Source organism: Streptomyces sp. Y1 (assembly GCF_041053115.1).
GTDB lineage: Bacteria > Actinomycetota > Actinomycetes > Streptomycetales > Streptomycetaceae > Kitasatospora > Kitasatospora rubellomurina.
In genome coordinates this window covers 125,235-144,361 of the sequence record NZ_CP163445.1, presented here as the reverse complement: position 1 = coordinate 144,361, position 19,127 = coordinate 125,235, and the positions used below count along the sequence as shown (strand labels likewise).

Genomic DNA, 19,127 nt, shown 5'->3' with positions numbered 1-19,127 from the left:
TCTCGATGCCTAGCAACGAGGAGAAGCTCCGGGAGTACTTGAAGCTCGTCACCACCGATCTGCGGCAGACGCGCCAGCGCCTGCGGGCCGTGGAGGCGCGGGCGAACGAGCCGGTCGCGATCGTCGGCATGGCCTGCCGCTACCCGGGCGGCGTCAGCTCGCCCGAGGAGCTGTGGCGCCTGGTGGCCGAAGGCACGGACGCCATCGGCGGGTTCCCCACCGATCGCGGCTGGGACGTGGCGGCCCTGTACGACCCGGACCCGGACCGGCAGGGTACGACCTATGTGCGCGCGGGCGGATTCGTCGACGGCGCCACCGAGTTCGACGCGGGCTTCTTCGGCATCTCGCCGCGCGAGGCGCTGGCGATGGACCCGCAGCAGCGGCTGGTGCTGGAGACCTCCTGGGAAGCCTTCGAACGGGCCGGCATCGACCCGACCGCGCTCGCCGGCAGCCCGACCGGCGTCTTCCTCGGCGCGGGCACCTCCGGCTACCTGGTGGGCATGCAGCCGCTGCCCGAGGGCGTGGAGACGTACGCGCTGACGGGCAACGCGGCGAGCGTGCTGTCCGGTCGGGTGGCGTACACGCTCGGCCTGGAGGGCCCGGCGATCACGGCGGACACCGCGTGCTCCTCCTCGCTGGTGGCGCTGCACCTGGCCGCGCAGGCGCTGCGCTCCGGCGAGTGCACGCTCGCGCTGGCCGGCGGCGTCACCCTGATGCCGACGCCGCGCCTGTTCGTGGACTTCAGCCGGCAGCGGGGGCTGTCGCCGGACGGGCGGTGCAAGGCCTTCGCCGCCGGTGCGGACGGCACGGGCTGGGCCGAGGGCGCGGGCGTCCTGCTGCTGGAGCGGCTGTCCGACGCGCGGCGCCTGGGCCACCCGGTGCTGGCCGTGCTGCGCGGCTCGGCGACCAACCAGGACGGCGCCAGCAGCGGCCTCACCGCCCCCAACGGGCCGTCGCAGCAGCGGGTGATCGAGGCCGCGCTGGCCAACGCCCGGCTGTCGGCCGGGCAGGTGGACGCCGTCGAGGCGCACGGCACCGGCACCGCGCTCGGCGACCCGATCGAGGCACAGGCGCTCATCGCCACCTACGGGCGGGCGCACACCGCCGACCGTCCGCTCCGGCTGGGCTCGATCAAGTCGAACATCGGCCACAGCGCGGCCGCCGCCGGCGTGGCGGGCGTGATCAAGATGGTGATGGCCCTGCGCCACGGCCTCCTGCCGCGCACCCTGCACGTGGACGAGCCGACCCGCGAGGTGGACTGGTCGGCCGGCACCGTGCGGTTGCTGACCGAGCCGGTGGCGTGGCCGTCCGGCGGGGAACCGCGTCGGGCCGGGGTGTCCTCGTTCGGGATCAGCGGCACCAACGCGCACGTGATCGTCGAGGAGGCGCCCGCCGTCGAACGGCCGGAGCCCGAGCCCGGGTCGGAGCCGGCGCCGGGCGGGTCGAGACCGCCGCTGCTGCGTTCGCCGGTCCTGCCGTGGGTGGTGTCGGCGCGCTCGGAGGCCGCGCTGGCCGCGCAGGCCGGACGGTTGGCGTCGTGGGCCGCGGCCGACCCGGCGGCGACGGCGCACGCGCTCGCCACCGGTCGGGCGGCGCTCGACCACCGGGCCGTGGCGATCGGCGCGGGATCGGAGGAACTGCGCGCGGCCCTCAGGTCGTTGGCGGCGGGCGCGCCGGCGGCGAACGCGGTCGCGGGCGTGGCGGGCGCGGGACGCAAGGTCGCGTTCGTCTTCCCGGGGCAGGGCGCGCAGTGGGTCGGCATGGGCGCCGAACTGCTGGACACCGCACCGGTGTTCGCCGCGCGGATCGCGGAGTGCGAGGCGGTGCTGGCGCCGCACGTGGACTGGTCGCTCACCGAAGTGCTGCGTGGCGGTGCGGGGTTGGACCGGGTGGACGTGGTCCAGCCGGTGCTGTGGGCGGTGATGGTGTCGCTGGCGGCGCTGTGGCGTGCCGCCGGTGTCGAACCGGCGGCCGTGGTGGGCCACTCGCAGGGCGAGATCGCCGCGGCCTGCGTGGCGGGGGCGCTGTCGCTGGAGGACGGCGCGCGGGTCGTCGCCCTGCGCAGCCGGGCCCTGCTGGCCCTGTCCGGCAGGGGCGGCATGGTCTCGCTCCCGCTGCCCGCCGAGGAGGTGGAGCGGCTGCTGGAGCCGTACGGCGGCCGGATCTCGATCGCCGCGCTCAACGGGCCGTCCACCACGGTGGTTTCGGGCGACGCGGACGCCCTGGAGAGGCTGCTCGCCGAGCACGAGCGGGCCCGCCGCATCGACGTCGACTACGCCTCGCACAGCGCGCACGTCGAGCAGATCCGCGACGAGCTCGTGGCCGTCCTGGCCGGGATCACCCCGCGCACGGCCGAGATCCCGTTCCACTCCACCGTCACGGGCGGCGAGGTGGACACCGCCACCCTGGACGCCGCGTACTGGTACGCCAACCTGCGCCGGCCCGTCCGCTTCGCCCCGGTCGTCGAGGCGCTGGCGGGGCGCGGCTTCGGGGCGTTCGTCGAGGTGAGCGCGCACCCGGTGGTGACCGGTGGCGTCGGCGAGTGCGTCGAGCGGGCCGGCTCCCGGGCCGTCGCCCTGGGCACCCTGCGCCGGGAGGAGGGCGGGCCGGAGCGCTTCCTGCTGTCCCTCGCCCGGGCCTGGACGGCCGGCGCGCCCGTCGACTGGCGGACGGTCCTGCCCGCCGACGCCGCCCTGGTGGACCTGCCCACCTACGCGTTCCAGCGCGAGCGCTACTGGATCACCGCGCCGTTCGTCGCGCCCGGCGAGGGCACGGACGCGGCGGAGGCGCGGTTCTGGGCCGCCGTGGAGGGCGAGGACCTGGCGGCGCTGGAGCAGCTGCTGCCGGTGGACGGCCCGGGCTGGGGCGAGGTGCTGCCGGAGCTCGCCGCGTGGCGGCGGGGGCGGCGCGAGCGGTCGGTGCTCGACTCCTGGCGGTACCGGGTCGTGTGGCGCCCGGTGCCGAAGGCGGCGGCCTCCGGCCCGGCGGCGGACGGGCCGGACGGCCGCTGGCTGGTGCTGGCTCCGCCCGGCGTCGGCGCGGACGTGCTCGCCGGTCGCACCGAGCGCGTGGAGGTGCGGACCCCGGACCGCGAGAGTCTGGCCCGCCTCCTGCCGGACGCGGCCGACGGCGTCGCGGGCGTGGTCTCGCTGCTCGACGCCCCGGGCACGCTGAGCCTGCTGCAGGCCATGGCGGACGCCGGGGTCGACGCCCCGCTGTGGTGCGTCACGCGCGGCGCGGTCTCGGTCGGCGCGGGCGACCGGGTGACGAGCCCCGAGCAGGCCCAGCTCTGGGGCCTCGGCCGGGTCGCCGCCCTGGAGTTCCCGCACCGCTGGGGCGGCCTGGTGGACCTGCCGGACGAGGGGCCTGCCGATCTGGCCCCCGTGCTGGCCGCCGCTGCCTCCGCCGGTGAGGACCAGCTGGCCGTGCGCTCCACCGGCACCTACGTCCGCCGCCTGGTCCGCGCGCCGCTCGCCGCCGGCCCCGGCGCGCGCGCCTGGACGCCCACGGGCACGGTGCTGGTCACCGGCGGCACCGGCGTGGTCGGCGCCGAGGTCGCCCGGTGGCTGGCGGCCCGGGGCGCCGAGCGCCTGGTGCTGCTGAGCCGGCGCGGCCCGGCCGCCCCCGGTGCGCCCGAACTGCTCGCCGAGCTCCGCGCGGCCGGTGCGCAGGCCGAGATCGTGGCCTGCGACGTGACCGACCGGGCGGCGCTGGCGGCCCACCTCGACGGCCTCGCCGCCGCCGGGACGCCCGTCCGTACCGCCGTCCACACCGCGGCGCGGATCGAGCTGGCCGCCCTGCGGGACACCGCGCCCGACCGCTACCGCGCGATCGTCGCCGCCAAGCTGGGCGGAGCCGCGCACCTCGACGAACTGCTCGACCCGGCAGCCGAGTTGGTGCTGTTCTCCTCGGTCACCGGCGTCTGGGGCAGCGGCGACCACGGCGCGTACGCGGCCGCCAACGCCCACCTGGACGCGCTCGCCGAGCGGCGGCACGCGGCCGGGCGGCGCACCGTGTCGATCGCCTGGGGGGTCTGGGACGCCCACAACGAGCGGGACACCGCCGACACCGCCCGCCGCCGCGCCGTCACCGCCCGGGCCGGCGAGACGGGCCTGCCGCTGATGGACCCGGCGCTCGCCTGCGCCGCGCTGCAGCAGGTGCTGGACCGGGACGACGCCACGATCGCCGTCGCCCGGGTGGACTGGCCGCGCTTCACCGCCCTCTACACCTCCGCCCGCCCCACCCGCCTGCTGGCCGAGCTCCCGGAGGCCGCGCAGCCGGACCCGCGTGACCCGGCCGGGTCGCCGTCCCGGGCCGACGAACTGCGCGCCCGCCTCGCCGCCCTGCCCGCCGCCCGGCAGCAGCACGAGCTGCGGGAACTCGTCCGCGACCACGCGGCCGCCGTGCTCGGGCACCGGGGCACCGGCGCGCTCGACCCGCACCGGCCGTTCCGCGAGCTCGGCTTCGACTCGGTGACCGCCGTCGAACTGCGCACCCGGCTGGCCGGGGCCACCGGCCTCGCCCTGCCGGCGACGCTGGTGTTCGACCACCCGACGCCCGCCGCGGTCGGCGCCCGGCTCGGCGCCCTGCTGCTCGGCGACGCCGCGCCGGAGTCGGCGGCCGCCGCCGCGGCACCCCTCGCGGGCGGCCCCGCGCCGGACGAGCCGATCGCGATCGTCGGCATGGCCTGCCGCTACCCCGGCGCGGCGTCCCCCGACGAGCTGTGGCGGCTGCTGGCCGAGGGCGGCGACGCGATCGGCCCGCTGCCGGACGGCCGGGGCTGGAGCCTGGACGCGCTGCACGACCCGGACCCGGACCGCACCGGCCGCAGCTACGTCCGCACCGGCGGCTTCCTCGCCGACGCGGACCGCTTCGACGCCGCGTTCTTCGGCATCTCCCCGCGCGAGGCGCTGGCCATGGACCCGCAGCAGCGGCTGCTGCTGGAGACCTCGTGGGAGGCCGTCGAACACGCCGGCATCGACCCGACCGGCCTGCGCGGCAGCCGCACCGGCACCTTCGTCGGCGCCAACCAGCCCGAGTACGGCGTGGCCGGCCAGGCGCTGCCCGCCGAGCACGAAGGCCACCTGCTCACCGGCGCCAGCGCCAGCGTGGTCTCCGGCCGGGTCGCGTACGCCCTCGGCCTGGAGGGCCCGGCGGTGACCGTCGAGACCGCCTGCTCCTCCTCGCTCGTCGCCCTGCACCTGGCCGCGCAGTCGCTGCGCACGGGGGAGTGCACGATGGCGCTGGCCGGCGGCGTGTCCGTGCTGGCCACGCCGACCGCGTTCATCGGCTTCAGCCGCCAGCGCGGCCTGGCGCCGGACGGGCGGTGCAAGGCCTTCGCGGACGGCGCTGACGGCATGGGCCTCGCGGAGGGCGTGGGCGTCCTGCTGCTGGAACGGCTGTCGGACGCGCGGCGGCACGGGCACCGGGTGCTCGCGGTGATCCGCGGCTCGGCGACCAACCAGGACGGCGCCTCCAACGGCCTCGCCGCCCCGAACGGCCCGGCCCAGCAGCGCGTCATCGAACAGGCGCTCGCCAACGCCGATCTGACGTCCGATCAGATCGACGCGGTGGAGGCGCACGGCACCGGCACCCGGCTGGGCGACCCGATCGAGGCCCAGGCCCTGCTCGCCACCTACGGCCGAGGCCGCCCCGCCGAGCGGCCGGTGCGGCTCGGGTCGGTGAAGTCCAACATCGGCCACACCCAGGCCGCTTCGGGCATCGCCGGAGTGATCAAGATGGTGCTGGCGCTGCGCCGGGGCGTGCTGCCGCGCACCCTGCACGCGGACCGGCCCACCGGCGAGGTGGACTGGACGGCGGGCGCGGTCGCGCTGCTCACCGAACCGGTGGACTGGCCGCGCGGCGAGCGGCCCCGCCGGGCCGGCGTGTCCTCCTTCGGGCTCAGCGGCACCAACGCGCACGTCATCCTGGAGGAGGCGCCCCCCGCCGAGCGGCGCGACCGGCCCGAGGAGGAAGCGGCCGAGCCGGTGCTGCGCACGCCGGTGCTGCCGTGGCCGATCTCGGCGAAGAGCCGCCCCGCCCTGGCCGACCAGGCCCGCCGACTGGCGGCCCGGACGGCGCGGACGGCCACGGACCCGGCGGACCTGGCGCACTCGCTGGCCACCACCCGGGCGGCGCTGGACCACCGGGCGGTGCTGGTCGGCGGCGACCCCGCCGGGCTGCGCGCCCTGGCGGACGGCGCCCCGGCGGCCGGCCTGGTCACGGGCACCGCCGGGGACGGGCGGGTGGTGTTCGTCTTCCCGGGCCAGGGCTCGCAGTGGGTCGGGATGGGGGTCGAACTGCTCGATGCCGCGCCGGTGTTCGCCGCGCGGATCGCCGCGTGCGAGGCGGCGCTGGCGCCGTACGTGGACTGGTCGCTGACCGAAGTGCTGCGCGGCGGTGCGGGGTTGGAGCGGGCGGACGTCGTGCAGCCGGTGCTGTGGGCGGTGATGGTGTCACTGGCCGAGCTGTGGCGGTCGGCGGGCGTCGAGCCGGCGGCCGTGGTCGGGCACTCGCAGGGCGAGATCGCGGCCGCTTGCGTGGCGGGGGCGCTGTCGCTGGAGGACGGCGCCCGGGTCGTCGCGCTGCGCAGCCGGGCGCTGCTGGCGCTGTCCGGCCAGGGCGGCATGGTGTCGCTCCCGCTGCCCGCCGAGGAGGTGGCGCGGCTGCTGGAGCCGTACGGCGGCCGGATCTCGATCGCCGCGCTCAACGGGCCCTCGTCGACGGTGGTTTCGGGCGACGCGGACGCCCTGCAGCACCTGCTGGCGGAGCACGAACGCGCCCGCCGGATCGACGTCGACTACGCCTCGCACTGCGCCCACGTCGAGGCGATCCGCGACGAGTTGCTCACGGCGCTCGCCGGGATCACCCCGCGCGCCGCCGACATCCCCTTCCACTCCACCGTCACCGGCGGCGAGCTGGACACCACCGCGCTCGACGCCGGGTACTGGTACGCCAACCTGCGCAACCCCGTGCGGTTCGCCGACGTGGTCGGCGGGCTGCTGGACGACGGGGTCGGGGTGTTCGTGGAGGCCAGCGCGCACCCCGTGGTCACGGTCGGCATCGGCGAGCTGATCGCGCAGCGCGGCACGCCGGCCGCCGCCCTCGGCACGCTGCGCCGCGAGGACGGCGGCCCGCAGCGGGTCCTGCTCTCCCTCGCCGAGGCCTGGGTGCACGGCGCGGCCGTGGACTGGCGGCGGGTGCTGCCGGGCGACGCGCGGGTGGTGGACCTGCCGACCTACCCGTTCCAGCGGGAACGGTACTGGCTGGCGCCGCAGCCGGCGGCCGACGCCGCGGAGGCGGAGTTCTGGGCGGCGGTGGAGCGCGGCGACCTGGCGGCGCTGGAGCGGGTGGTGCCCGCCGGGGGCTCCGGGTGGGGCACGGTGGCCGCCGGACTCGCGGCCTGGCGGCGCAGCCGCCGCGAGCGCGCGGCGCACGGCTCCCGCCGGTACCGGGTGGAGTGGCACCGGCTGGCCGAGCCGAGAACCGACGTCGGCCTGGCCGGCCGCTGGCTGGTGCTGGCGCCGACCGGCGCGGGCAAGGACCTGCTCCCGGCGTACGCCGAGCGGATCGAGGTGGACGCCGCCGACCGCGACAGCCTGGCACGGGCGCTGCGCGAGGCGATCGAGGGCGGCGAGGCCGTCGCGGGCCTGGTGTCGCTGCTCGACGCGCCGGGCGTGCTGGCCCTGCTGCAGGCCGCGGCGGACGCCGAGGTCGACGCCCCGCTCTGGTGCGTCACCCGCGGCGCGGTGTCGGTCGGCGCGGACGACCGGCCGGCCAGCCCGGCGCAGGCGCAGATCTGGGGCCTCGGCCGCGTCGCGGCGCTCGAACTCCCGCACCGCTGGGGAGGGTTGATCGACCTTCCCGAGGACGGTACGGAGCCGGACACGGACCTGGCCGCCGTGCTGGCCGCCGCCGCCGACGAGGGCGAGGACCAGCTGGCCGTGCGCCCCACCGGCACCTACGTCCGCCGCCTGGTGCGCGCCGACCCCGCGATCGGGGATGCCGGAGCCGCCGAGGCCTGGACGCCGGCCGGCACCGTCCTGGTCACCGGCGGCACCGGCGCGGTGGGGGCGACCGTCGCCCGCTGGCTGGCGGAACGCGGAGCCGAGCACCTGGTGCTGCTGAGCCGCCGGGGCCCGGCCGCCCCGGGCGCCCCCGAACTGCTCGCCGACCTGCGCGCGGCCGGCGCCGAGGCCGAGATCCTGGCCTGCGACGTCACCGACCGCGACGCGCTGGCCGACCGGCTGGCCCGGCTCGCCGCCGCCGGCACCCCGGTCCGCACCGCCGTCCACGCCGCCTCCGCCGTCGAACTCGAACCGCTGACCAGGACCCCGGCGGACCGGTTCGCCCGGATCGTCGCCACCAAGGCCGCCGGCGCCGACCACCTGGACGAACTCCTCGACCCGGACGCCACCCTGGTGCTGTTCTCCTCGGTCACCGCCGTCACCGGCAGCGGCGACCACGGCGCCTTCGCCGCCGCCAACGCGCACCTGGACGCGCTCGCCGAGCGCCGGCACGCGGACGGCCGGCGGGCCCTGTCGGTCGCCTGGGGCGTCTGGGACCTCGTCAACGAGCACGACGACCCGGCCGTCACCGAGCGCCGCCGGGCGGCGAACCGCCGGGCCGGCGCCCGGGGCCTGCCGCCCACCGACCCGGCGTCCGGCTGCGCCGAACTGGGCAGGCTGCTGGGCCGGTTGGACGCCGGGCGGCACCCGGTGGCCGTCGTCGCCGAGATCGACTGGTCCCGCTTCCTGGAGCTGTTCACCTCCGCCCGCCCGTCCCGCCTGTTCGCCGCCCTGCCCGACGTCCGGACGGCCGCCCCGCCGCAGCCGTCCGCCGAACAGTCGGCCGGCCTGCGCCGGCGGCTGTCCGGCGCGTCCGGCGCCGAACGGGAGCGGCTGCTGCTGGAACTGGTGCGCGGCCACGCGGCGGCCGCGCTCGGGCACGGCGGCGCCGGATCGGTGGCCGCGGACCGGCCGTTCCGCGAGCTCGGCTTCGACTCGCTGCTCGCCGTCCAGCTGCGCACCAGCCTGACCGCCGCCACCGGGGTGACGCTGCCGCCGACCCTGGTCTTCGACCACCCCACCCCGGCGGCCGTGGCCGCCCACCTGATCGAAGCGCTCGCACCGGACGCGGCCGCCCCCGGCCCGGTGCTCGCCGAACTCGACCGGCTGGAAGCCGCGTTCGCGCGGCACACGCCGGACGGCGGCGACCGCCCGCTGATCGCCAAACGGCTGCGGGCCCTGCTCCGGCAGTACACCGGCGGCCCCACCGACCAGGACGAACCGGGAGCGGCGGACGACCTCAGCACGACCGGCATGACCGAGATCTTCGACCTCATCGACCGCGAATTCGGCAGCCAGTGAACGGCATCGACGACTCCCAGCGAGGGACGGCCATGGCGAACAACGAGGAGAAGCTCCTCGACTACCTCAGGCGGGTCACCGCCGACCTGCGCCGGACGCAGCACCGGCTGCGCGAGGTGGAGGCGGCCGGCGGCGAGCCGATCGCCGTCGTCGGCATGGCCTGCCGCTACCCGGGCGCGGTGCGCTCGCCCGAGGACCTGTGGCAGCTCGTCGCCGAGGGCCGCGACGCCGTCTCGGCGTTCCCCACCGACCGCGGCTGGGACCTCGCCGGCCTCTACGACGAGGACCCGGACCGGGCCGGGTGCACCTACGTCACCCACGGCGGATTCCTGGACCGGCTCGGCGACTTCGACGCCGAGTTCTTCGGCATCTCGCCGCGCGAGGCGACCGCGATGGCCCCGCAGCAGCGGCTGCTGCTGGAGACCGCCTGGGAGGCGCTGGAACAGGCCCGGATCGCCCCGACCGCGCTCGCCGGCAGCCGCACCGGCACCTTCCTGGGCTGCAACCAGCTCGACTACTGCTGGAACGTCCCGGAGATCCCGGCCGGCTACGAGGGCTACCTGACCACCGGCAGCGCCGCCGCCGTGGTCTCCGGCCGGATCGCCTACGCGCTCGGCCTGGAGGGCCCGGCCGTCACCGTCGACACCGCCTGCTCCTCCTCGCTGGTGGCACTCCACTGGGCCTGCCAGTCGCTGCGCGGCGGCGAGTCCGCGCTGGCCCTGGCGGGCGGGGTGGCGGTGATGGCCACGCCCGCCGAGTTCATCGGGTTCAGCGAACAGCGCGGCCTGGCGCCGGACGGGCGGTGCAAGCCGTTCGCGGACGCCGCGGACGGCATGGGCCTGGCGGAGGGCGCGGGCGTCCTGGTGCTGGAACGGCTGTCGGACGCGCGGCGCAACGGCCACCGGGTGCTCGCGGTGATCCGCGGCTCGGCGGTCAACCAGGACGGCGCCTCCAACGGCCTCACCGCGCCCAACGGGCCGGCCCAGCAGCGGGTGATCCGCGAGGCGCTGGCCAACGCCGGGCTGACGGCCGACCAGGTCGACGCCGTGGAGGCGCACGGCACCGGCACCACGCTCGGCGACCCGATCGAGGCCCAGGCCCTGCTCGCCACCTACGGCCGGAACCGGCCGGCCGAGCGGCCGCTGCGACTCGGCTCGATCAAGTCCAACCTCGGCCACACCCAGGCGGCGGCCGGAGTGGCCGGGGTGATCAAGATGGTGCAGGCGCTGCGGCGCGAACTGCTGCCGCCCACCCTGCACGTGGACCGGCCGACCGGGCAGGTGGACTGGACGGCGGGCGCGGTCGCGCTGCTCACCGAGCCGGTCACCTGGCCGCGCGGCGAACGGCCGCGGCGGGCGGCGGTGTCCTCCTTCGGGATCAGCGGCACCAACGCGCACGTGATCGTCGAGGAGGCGCCCGCGGCCGAGCCCGCCGAGCCCGCCGAGCCCGCGGTGCCCGCCGGGCCGCTGCCCTGGCTGCTGTCGGCCCGCTCCGAGCAGGCGCTGCGGGCACAGGCCGGACGGCTGCGCGGGCCGGCCGCCGCGCCCGGCGCCTCGCCCGTCGAGACCGGCTACTCGCTGCTCACCACCCGCGCCGCGCTGCCGCACCGCGCGGTGGTGGTCGGCGCGGACGCCGAGCAGCTGGCGGAGGGACTGGCCCGGCTCGCCGACGGGCAGCCCGCGCCGAGCGTGGTGACCGGAGTGGCGGGCGGGGACGTCCGGGTGGTGTTCGTCTTCCCGGGGCAGGGCGCGCAGTGGGCCGGGATGGGCGCCGAACTCCTCGACACCGCGACCGTGTTCGCCGCCCGCATCGCGGAGTGCGAGGCGGCGCTGGCGCCGTACGTGGACTGGTCGCTCACCGAAGTGCTGCGCAGTGGCGCGGAGTTGGACCGGGTGGATGTCGTGCAGCCGGTGCTGTGGGCGGTGATGGTGGCGCTGGCGGCGCTCTGGCGGTCGTACGGCGTCGAACCCGCGGCCGTGGTCGGGCACTCGCAGGGCGAGATCGCGGCCGCCTGCGTGGCCGGGGCGCTGTCGCTCGACGACGGCGCGCGGGTCGTCGCCCTGCGCAGCCGGGCGCTGCTGGCGCTCTCCGGAAAGGGCGGCATGGTGTCCGTCCCCCTGCCCGCCGAGGAGGTGGCGCGGCTGCTGGAGCCGTACGGCGGCCGGGTCTCGATCGCCGCGCTCAACGGGCCTTCGTCGACGGTGGTTTCGGGCGACGCGGACGCGCTGGAGCAGTTGCTCACGGAGCACGAGCGGGCGCGCCGCATCGACGTCGACTACGCCTCGCACTCCGCCCACGTCGAGGCGATCCGCGCCGACATCCTCACCGCCCTCGACGGCATCACCCCGCGCCCGGCTCAAGTCCCCTTCCACTCCACGCTGGTGGGCGAGCCGATCGACACCGCCACGCTGGACGCCGACTACTGGTACCGCAACCTGCGCAGCCCCGTGCGCTTCGCCGAGGTGATCGCCCGCCTGCTGGCGGCGGACCACGGGGTGTTCGTCGAGGCCAGCGCGCACCCGGTGCTCACCCTCGGCGTCGGCGAGTGCATCGAGCGCAGCGGCCGGAACGCCGTCGCCCTGGGCACCCTGCGCCGCGACGAGGGCGGGCCGCAGCGGTTCACCCTCGCACTGGCCGAGGCGTGGGCGCACGGCGTGCCGGTCGACTGGCAGGGCGCGTTCCCGGCCGGCACCCGCGCCGTGGACCTGCCCACGTACGCCTTCCAGCACCGGCGGTACTGGCTCGAACCCGCGCCCGGCACCCCCGGCACCCCCGGCACGCCCGGGCCGCACGCCGCGCCCCGCGCCGACCGGGCGGAGGGCGCGTTCTGGGCGGCCGTGGCCGCCGAGGACCTGGACGCCGTCGCGGCCGCCGTCAGCGCGGACGGCGCCGCCCGCGCCGCCCTGGCGCCCGCGCTGCCCGTGCTCTCCGCCTGGCACCGGCGCCGCGGTGAGCGGGCCGCCGTGGACGCCTGGCGCTACCGCATCGCCTGGCAGCCCGTGCCCGAACCGGCCGCCGCACCCCCGGGCCGCTGGCTGCTGGTCGTCCCGCAGGGCATCGCCGGGGAGGGGGCGGACGCCTGCCGGGAGGCCCTGTACGCCGCGGGCGCCACCGTCGACCTGCTGGCCGTGGACGCGGCCACCGCCGACCGTACGGAGCTCGCCGAGCGGCTGCGCACCACCGCGGCCGTCGACGGCGTGCTCTCGCTGCTCGCCGTGGACGGTCGGCCCCGGCCCGACGCGCCGGACGTGACCGCCGGGCTCGCCGCCACCCTCGCGCTGCTCCAGGCCCTCGGCGACGCGGGCGTCGAAGCCCCGCTCTGGTGCGCCACCCGGGGCGCCGTCAGCGCCGCCGACCGGCCCGTCGACCCGCGCCAGGCGCAGGTGTGGGGGCTCGGCCGGGTGGCCGCGCTGGAGCACCCGCGCCGCTGGGGCGGCCTGCTGGACCTGCCCGAGCGGCTCGACGCCCGCGCCGGGGCCCGGCTCGCGGCCGTCCTCGCGGGCGTCCTCGCGGGCGGCACCGGCGAGGACCAGCTCGCGCTGCGCGAGCAGGGCCTGCTGGCCCGGCGGCTGGTCCGGGACGCTACGGCCGGCCCGTACGGCCATGGCGGCTCGGACGGCCCGGCCCCGCAGCCGTGGCGGCCGAGCGGCACCGTGCTGGTCACCGGCGGGACGGGCGCGCTCGGCGCCCGGGTCGCCGACTGGCTGGCCCGCGGCGGCGCCGAGCACCTGGTGCTGGCGGGCCGGCGCGGCCCGGACGCCCCCGGCGCGGCCGACCTGGCAGCCCGGCTGACCGCGCTCGGGGCGACGATCACCCTCGCCCGCTGCGACGTCGGCGACCGCACGGCGGTGGCGCGGCTGCTCGCCGAACTCCCCGCCGAGCCGCCGCTGACCGCCGTCGTGCACTGCGCCGGGGTCCTGGACAACGCCCTCCTCGACAGCGCCGACCCGGCCCACCTGGCCCGGGTGCTCGCCGCCAAGGCCGGCGGCGCCGCCCACCTCGACGAACTCACCGAAGGCATCCCGCTCGACGCCTTCGTGCTCTTCTCCTCCAACGCCGGCGTCTGGGGCAGCGGAGGCCAGGGCGGCTACGCCGCCGCCAACGCCCACCTCGACGCCCTCGCCGAGCGGCGCCGGGCCCGCGGCCTGCCCGCCACCGCCGTCGCCTGGGGCGCCTGGGCGGACACCGGACTGGCCGCCCGGGAAACGGAACGGGCCTACCTGGACCGGCGCGGCGTCCGCGCCATGGACCCCGACCTCGCGATCGTCGCGCTGCAACGCGCCCTCGACGAGGACGACGGCTGCGTGGCCGTCGCGGACGTGGACTGGCGCCGGTTCGCCGCCTCCTTCACCGCCCTGCGGCCCAGCCCGCTGCTCGCCGACCTGCCCGAGGCCCGACCGGCCGAGGAGGAGGCGCCGCCGGGCGATGCGGCCGCCGCACTGCGCGGGCTGCCCACGGCCGAGCAGCACACCGCGCTGCTGGACCTCGTCCGGGCGCACGCGGCGACGGTGCTCGGCCACCCGGGCCCGGACGCGGTGCCGGCCACGCGGGCCTTCAAGGAACTGGGCTTCGACTCGCTGGCGGCCGTCCAACTGCGCAACCGCCTGGCCGCCGCGACCGGCCTCACCCTCCCCGCCACCCTGGTCTTCGACCACCCCACCCCCGAGGCCCTGGCCCGCCACCTGCGCACCGGCCTGGCGGACGACGAGCCCACCGAGGCCGCCGTCCTCGCCGACCTCGACCGCCTGGACGCCACCCTGACGGCGGCGGAGTGGGACGACCGGTCCCGCAGCCGGATCGCCGGGCGCCTGCGGGTCCTGCTCGCGAAGTGGGGCGCCGAGCAGGGCGAGACCGGACCGGGGGACGCCCACGCGGAACTCGCGGAGGCCGGCGCGGACGAGATCTTCGACTTCATCCAGAGGGAGTTGGGCAAGGCATGAAGCCGGACGACCAGAAGCCGGACGACCAGAAGCTGCTCGACCACCTGCGCTGGGTCACCGCCGAGCTGGCGCAGACCCGGCAGCGGCTGCGGGAGGTGGAGGCGGCCGCCGACGAGTCGATCGCGATCGTCGGCATGGCCTGCCGCTACCCGGGCGGGGTCGCCTCGCCCGAGGACCTGTGGCGGCTCGTCCGGGACGGCCGCGACGCGATCGGCCCCTTCCCGACCGATCGCGGCTGGGACCTCACCGGCCTGTTCCACCCGGACCCCGACCACCCCGGCACCTCCTACTCCGACCGGGGCGGCTTCTGCGCCGACGTCGCCGACTTCGACGCGGACTTCTTCGGCATCTCCCCGCGCGAGGCGCTGGCGATGGACCCGCAGCAGCGGCTGCTCCTGGAGACCTCCTGGGAGGCCATCGAACGGGCCGGCCTCGACCCGGCGGCGCTGCGCGGCAGCCGGACCGGTGTCTACGTCGGCGCCGCCTACTCCGGCTACGGCGCCGACCACGCCGGCTCCCCGCTGATCGAGGGCCACGCGCTCACCGGCGGCGCCCCCGCCATCACCTCCGGGCGGCTCGCCTACACCTTCGGCCTCGAAGGCCCGGCCGTCACCGTCGACACCATGTGCTCCTCCTCGCTGGTCGCCCTGCACCTGGCCGTCCAGGCGCTGCGCGCCGGCGAGTGCACGCTGGCACTGGCCGGCGGGGTGCTGGTGATCACCACCCCGCGCGAGTTCGTCGAGTTCTCCCGGCAGCGCGGACTGGCGGCCGACGGCCGCTGCAAGGCGTTCGCCGCCGGTGCGGACGGCACCGGCTGGGCCGAGGGCGCGGGCATGCTGCTGGTCGAGAAACTGTCCGACGCGCGGCGCCACGGGCACCCGGTGCTCGCGGTGGTGCGCGGCTCGGCGGTCAACCAGGACGGCGCGTCGAACGGCCTGACCGCGCCCAACGGCCCCTCGCAGGAACGGGTGATCGAGGCGGCGCTGGCCAACGCCCGGCTGACGGCCGGCCAGGTCGACGCGGTGGAGGCGCACGGGACCGGCACCACGCTCGGCGACCCGATCGAGGCGCAGGCCCTGATCGCCACGTACGGGCGGGGACACAGCGCCGAACGGCCGCTGTGGCTGGGCGCGTTGAAGTCCAACCTCGGCCACACCCAGGCGGCGGCGGGCGTGGCGGGCGTCATCAAGACGGTGATGGCGCTGCGGAACGGGCTGCTGCCGCGCACGCTCCATGCGGACGAGCCGACCCCCGAGGTGGACTGGTCGGCGGGCACCGTGCGGCTGCTGACCGAGGTGGTGGCGTGGCCGCAGGGCGCCGAGCCGCGCCGGGCGGGCGTCTCCGCGTTCGGCGGCTCCGGCACCAACGCGCACGTGATCCTGGAGGAGGCGCCGCCCGAGCCCGACCGCGAGCCCGCTCCCCGCCGGCCGGTGCTGGTCACGGCGGCCCGGCCGTGGGCGCTCTCGGCCCGCTCGGCGGGCGCCCTGGCGGCCCAGGCGCGTCGGCTCGCCGCCGGGCGTGTGGACGATCCTGCCGCCGTGGCGCGCTCGCTGGTGGAGTCGCGGGCGGTGTTCGAGCGGCGTGCGGTGGTGGTCGGTTCCGTGCCGGAGCAACTGTGCGCCGCTCTGGACTCGTTGGCGGAGGGGGAGCCGTCTGCGGCGGTGGTGACGGGTGTCGCGGGGGACGGGCGGGTGGTGTTCGTCTTCCCGGGGCAGGGGTCGCAGTGGGCGGGAATGGGCGCCGAACTGCTCGACAAGGCGCCGGTGTTCGCCGCGCGGATCGCGGAGTGCGAGGCGGCGCTGGCGCCGCATGTGGACTGGTCGCTCACCGAAGTGCTGCGCAGCGGCGAGGACTTGGACCGGGTCGACGTCGTGCAGCCGGCGCTGTGGGCGGTGATGGTGGCGCTGGCCGAGCTGTGGCGCGCTGTTGGCGTTGAGCCGGCGGCCGTGGTGGGGCACTCGCAGGGCGAGATCGCCGCTGCCTGCGTGGCGGGGGCGCTGTCGTTGGAGGACGGTGCCCGGGTCGTCGCGCTGCGCAGTCGTGCTCTGTTGGCGCTGTCCGACAAGGGCGGGATGGTCTCGCTTCCGCTGCCCGCCGAGGAGGTGGCGGTGCTGCTGGAGCCGTACGGCGGTCGGATCGGGGTCGCCGCGCTCAACGGCCCTTCGTCGACGGTGGTTTCGGGCGACGCGGACGCGCTGGAGCAGCTGCTCGCCGAGCACGAGCGGGCGCGTCGGATCGACGTGGACTACGCCTCGCACGGCCCGCACGTCGAGCAGATCCGCGAGGAACTGCTCACCGCGCTCGCCTCGATCACCCCGCGCACGGCCGACGTCCCCTTCCACTCCACCGTCACGGGTGGTGAGGTGGACACCACCACGTTGGACGCCGAGTACTGGTACACCAACCTGCGCCAACCCGTCCGCTTCGCCCCGGTCGTCGAAGCCCTGGCCAGGCAGGGCCACGGGTCGTTCGTCGAGGTCAGCGCCCACCCGGTGGTGACCGTCGCGGTCGGCGAGTGCATCGAGCGCAGCGGCCGGAACGCCGTCGCCCTGGGCACCCTGCGTCGCGACGAGGGCGGCCCGCAGCGCTTCCTGCTCTCCCTCGCGGAGGCCTGGACCGCAGGCGCGCCCGTCGACTGGCGGACCGTCCTGCCCGCCGACGCCGCCCTGGTGGACCTGCCCACCTACGCTTTCCAGCGCGAGCGCTACTGGTTGGAGCCGCGTCCCGCCGAGAGCGCGGTGGAGGCCGAGTTCTGGGCCGCCGTCGAGACCGAGGACCTGGCAGCACTGGAGCGCGCGGTGCCGGTGGACGCCGAAGCCTGGGGCCAGGTCCTCCCCGGGCTGGCCGCCTGGCGTCGGGGGCGGCGCGAGCGGGGTTGGCGCTACCGGGTCGAGTGGCGCCGCCGAGCCGACCCCGACCGACCTGCGCCGCAGGGCCGCTGGCTGCTGCTCGCGCCGCCCGGCGTGGGCGCGGACCTGCGCGCGGACGACGTGGAACGGATCGAGGTGGCGGCCGCGGACCGCGAGAGCCTGGCCCGCCTCCTGCGCGACACGGCCGAGGGCGTGGCGGGCGTGGTCTCGCTGCTCCCTGCTGTGGGGGTGCTCGTGCTGCTCCAGGCCCTGGAGGACAGCGGCGTGGACGCCCGGCTCTGGTGCGTCACGCGCGGCGCGGTCTCGGTCGGCGCCGGCGACCGGGTGACGAGCCCCGAGCAGGCCCGGACCTGGGGTCTTGGCCGCGTGGCTGCCCTCGAACTCCCGCACCGCTGGGGCGGGTTGGTCGATCTGCCGGACGGGGGCGCCGTCGACCTGGCCGCCGTGCTGGCTGCCGCTGCCGCCACCGCCGACGAGGGCGAGGACCAGCTGGCCGTGCGCCCCACCGGCACCTACGTCCGCCGGCTGGTCCGCGCGCCGCTCGCCGACCCCGAGGGCGGGATCGCCCCCTGGACGCCCTCCGGCACCGTGCTGGTCACGGGCACCGGCTCGGTCGCCGCCAGGGTCGCCCGCTGGTTGCTCGACCGGGGCGCCGAGCACGTGGCCCTGACCGGCCCGGTCGGCGGCCCCGACGCGGACCGGGCCGACCTCTCCGACCTGGGCGGCCGGATCAGCTGCTCCGGCCGGGAGGCCGACGACCTCGCGGGCACCGCCGCCCTGGTCCAGCGACTGGCGGAGCAGGGCCGCCCCGTACGGGCCGTCGTGCACACCGCCGCCGGGACCACGCTCGCACCCCTGCTGCGGGCCACGCCGGCGGACCTGGCCGCCACCGTGGCCGCGACCGTCACGCCCGCCGTCCACGCGCTCGACCTGCTGCCCGACCTGACGGCCGCCGTCCTGTTCACCTCGGTCAGCGGCGTCTGGGGCACCGGCGAGCACGCCGCACTCGCCGCCGCGAACGCCCAGCTCGACGCGCTCGCCGAGCAGCGCCGGGCCGCCGGTGCGCCGGTGGTCTCGGTTGCCTGGGGCGTCTGGAACACTCTCACGCCGGGCGGGGCCGAAGCCGAAGCGGCCGACGCGCTTGCTCGCCCGGCCCGGCACGGCGTACCGCTGCTCGACCCCGGCCGGGCGCTCGCCGCCCTCGACGAGATCACGGCGCGGGGCGAACGCGGCGCCGTCGTCGCGGAGGTTGACTGGGCCAGGTTCGCCCCGCTGTTCGGCTCCGCCCGGCCGACCCGCCTGTTCGCCGAACTGCCCGAGGCCTCGACGGCCGCACCGCCGCAGGCCGTCACCGGGCAGGACGCCGAACGGGCCGCCGACCTGCGCCGGCGGCTGGCCGCCGCCGCGGGCCCCGAGCGCGACCGGCTGCTGCTGGAGCTGGTGCGCGGCCACGCCGCCGCCGCGCTGGGCCACGGCGGTGCGGGCGCGGTCGCCGCCGAACGGCCCTTCCGTGAGCTCGGGTTCGACTCGCTGATCGCCGTCCGGCTGCGCAACGGCCTGTCCGCCGCCACCGGCGTTCCGCTGCCGCCGACCCTGGTCTTCGACCACCCGACCCCGGCCGCGCTCGCCGCCCACCTCGGCGAGCGGCTGGGCGGCGGGGAGGCGGTCACCGCCGGTGCCCTGCGGGCCCGGATCAAGGCGCTGGAGGAGGCGGTGGCCGACGCCGCGCTCACCGACGACGAGCGGCGGGGCATCGCCGCCCAGCTGTACGGCCTCCTGGACCGGTGGGACGGAGCCCGGGACTCGACCGGGGCGCGATCCGTCGACGACGCGCTCGACGGAGCGAGCGACGACGAGCTGTTCGAGTTCATCCATCAGGAGTTCGGCCGCCCGTCGACGGGATGACCGACCCGGTCGTTCCGTCGTTCCGTCGTTCCGCCGTTCCGGCA

Annotated in this window: 3 protein-coding genes; all 3 read left to right on the top strand. The window is 77.6% G+C overall.

Annotated elements, in window-relative coordinates; all coding sequences use genetic code 11:
• Positions 1–5: 5 nt before the first annotated feature.
• The 3 genes from AB2U05_RS00445 to AB2U05_RS00435 are packed head-to-tail and all read left to right on the top strand — an operon-like array spanning position 6 to position 19,083.
• Positions 6–9,368: a type I polyketide synthase gene (locus AB2U05_RS00445; protein ID WP_369182055.1), complete on the top strand. Its 9,363-nt coding sequence runs from the start codon at positions 6–8 to the stop codon at positions 9,366–9,368.
• Positions 9,369–9,400: 32 nt separating this feature from the next.
• On the top strand, positions 9,401–14,308 hold the full coding sequence (locus AB2U05_RS00440) for a type I polyketide synthase (protein ID WP_369182054.1): 4,908 nt from the start codon (positions 9,401–9,403) through the stop codon (positions 14,306–14,308).
• A complete protein-coding gene (locus tag AB2U05_RS00435; protein ID WP_369182053.1) occupies positions 14,305–19,083 on the top strand; it encodes a type I polyketide synthase in 4,779 nt (1,592 codons plus the stop codon). The genes AB2U05_RS00440 and AB2U05_RS00435 overlap by 4 nt, the downstream gene beginning before the upstream one ends.
• Positions 19,084–19,127 lie beyond the last annotated feature (44 nt).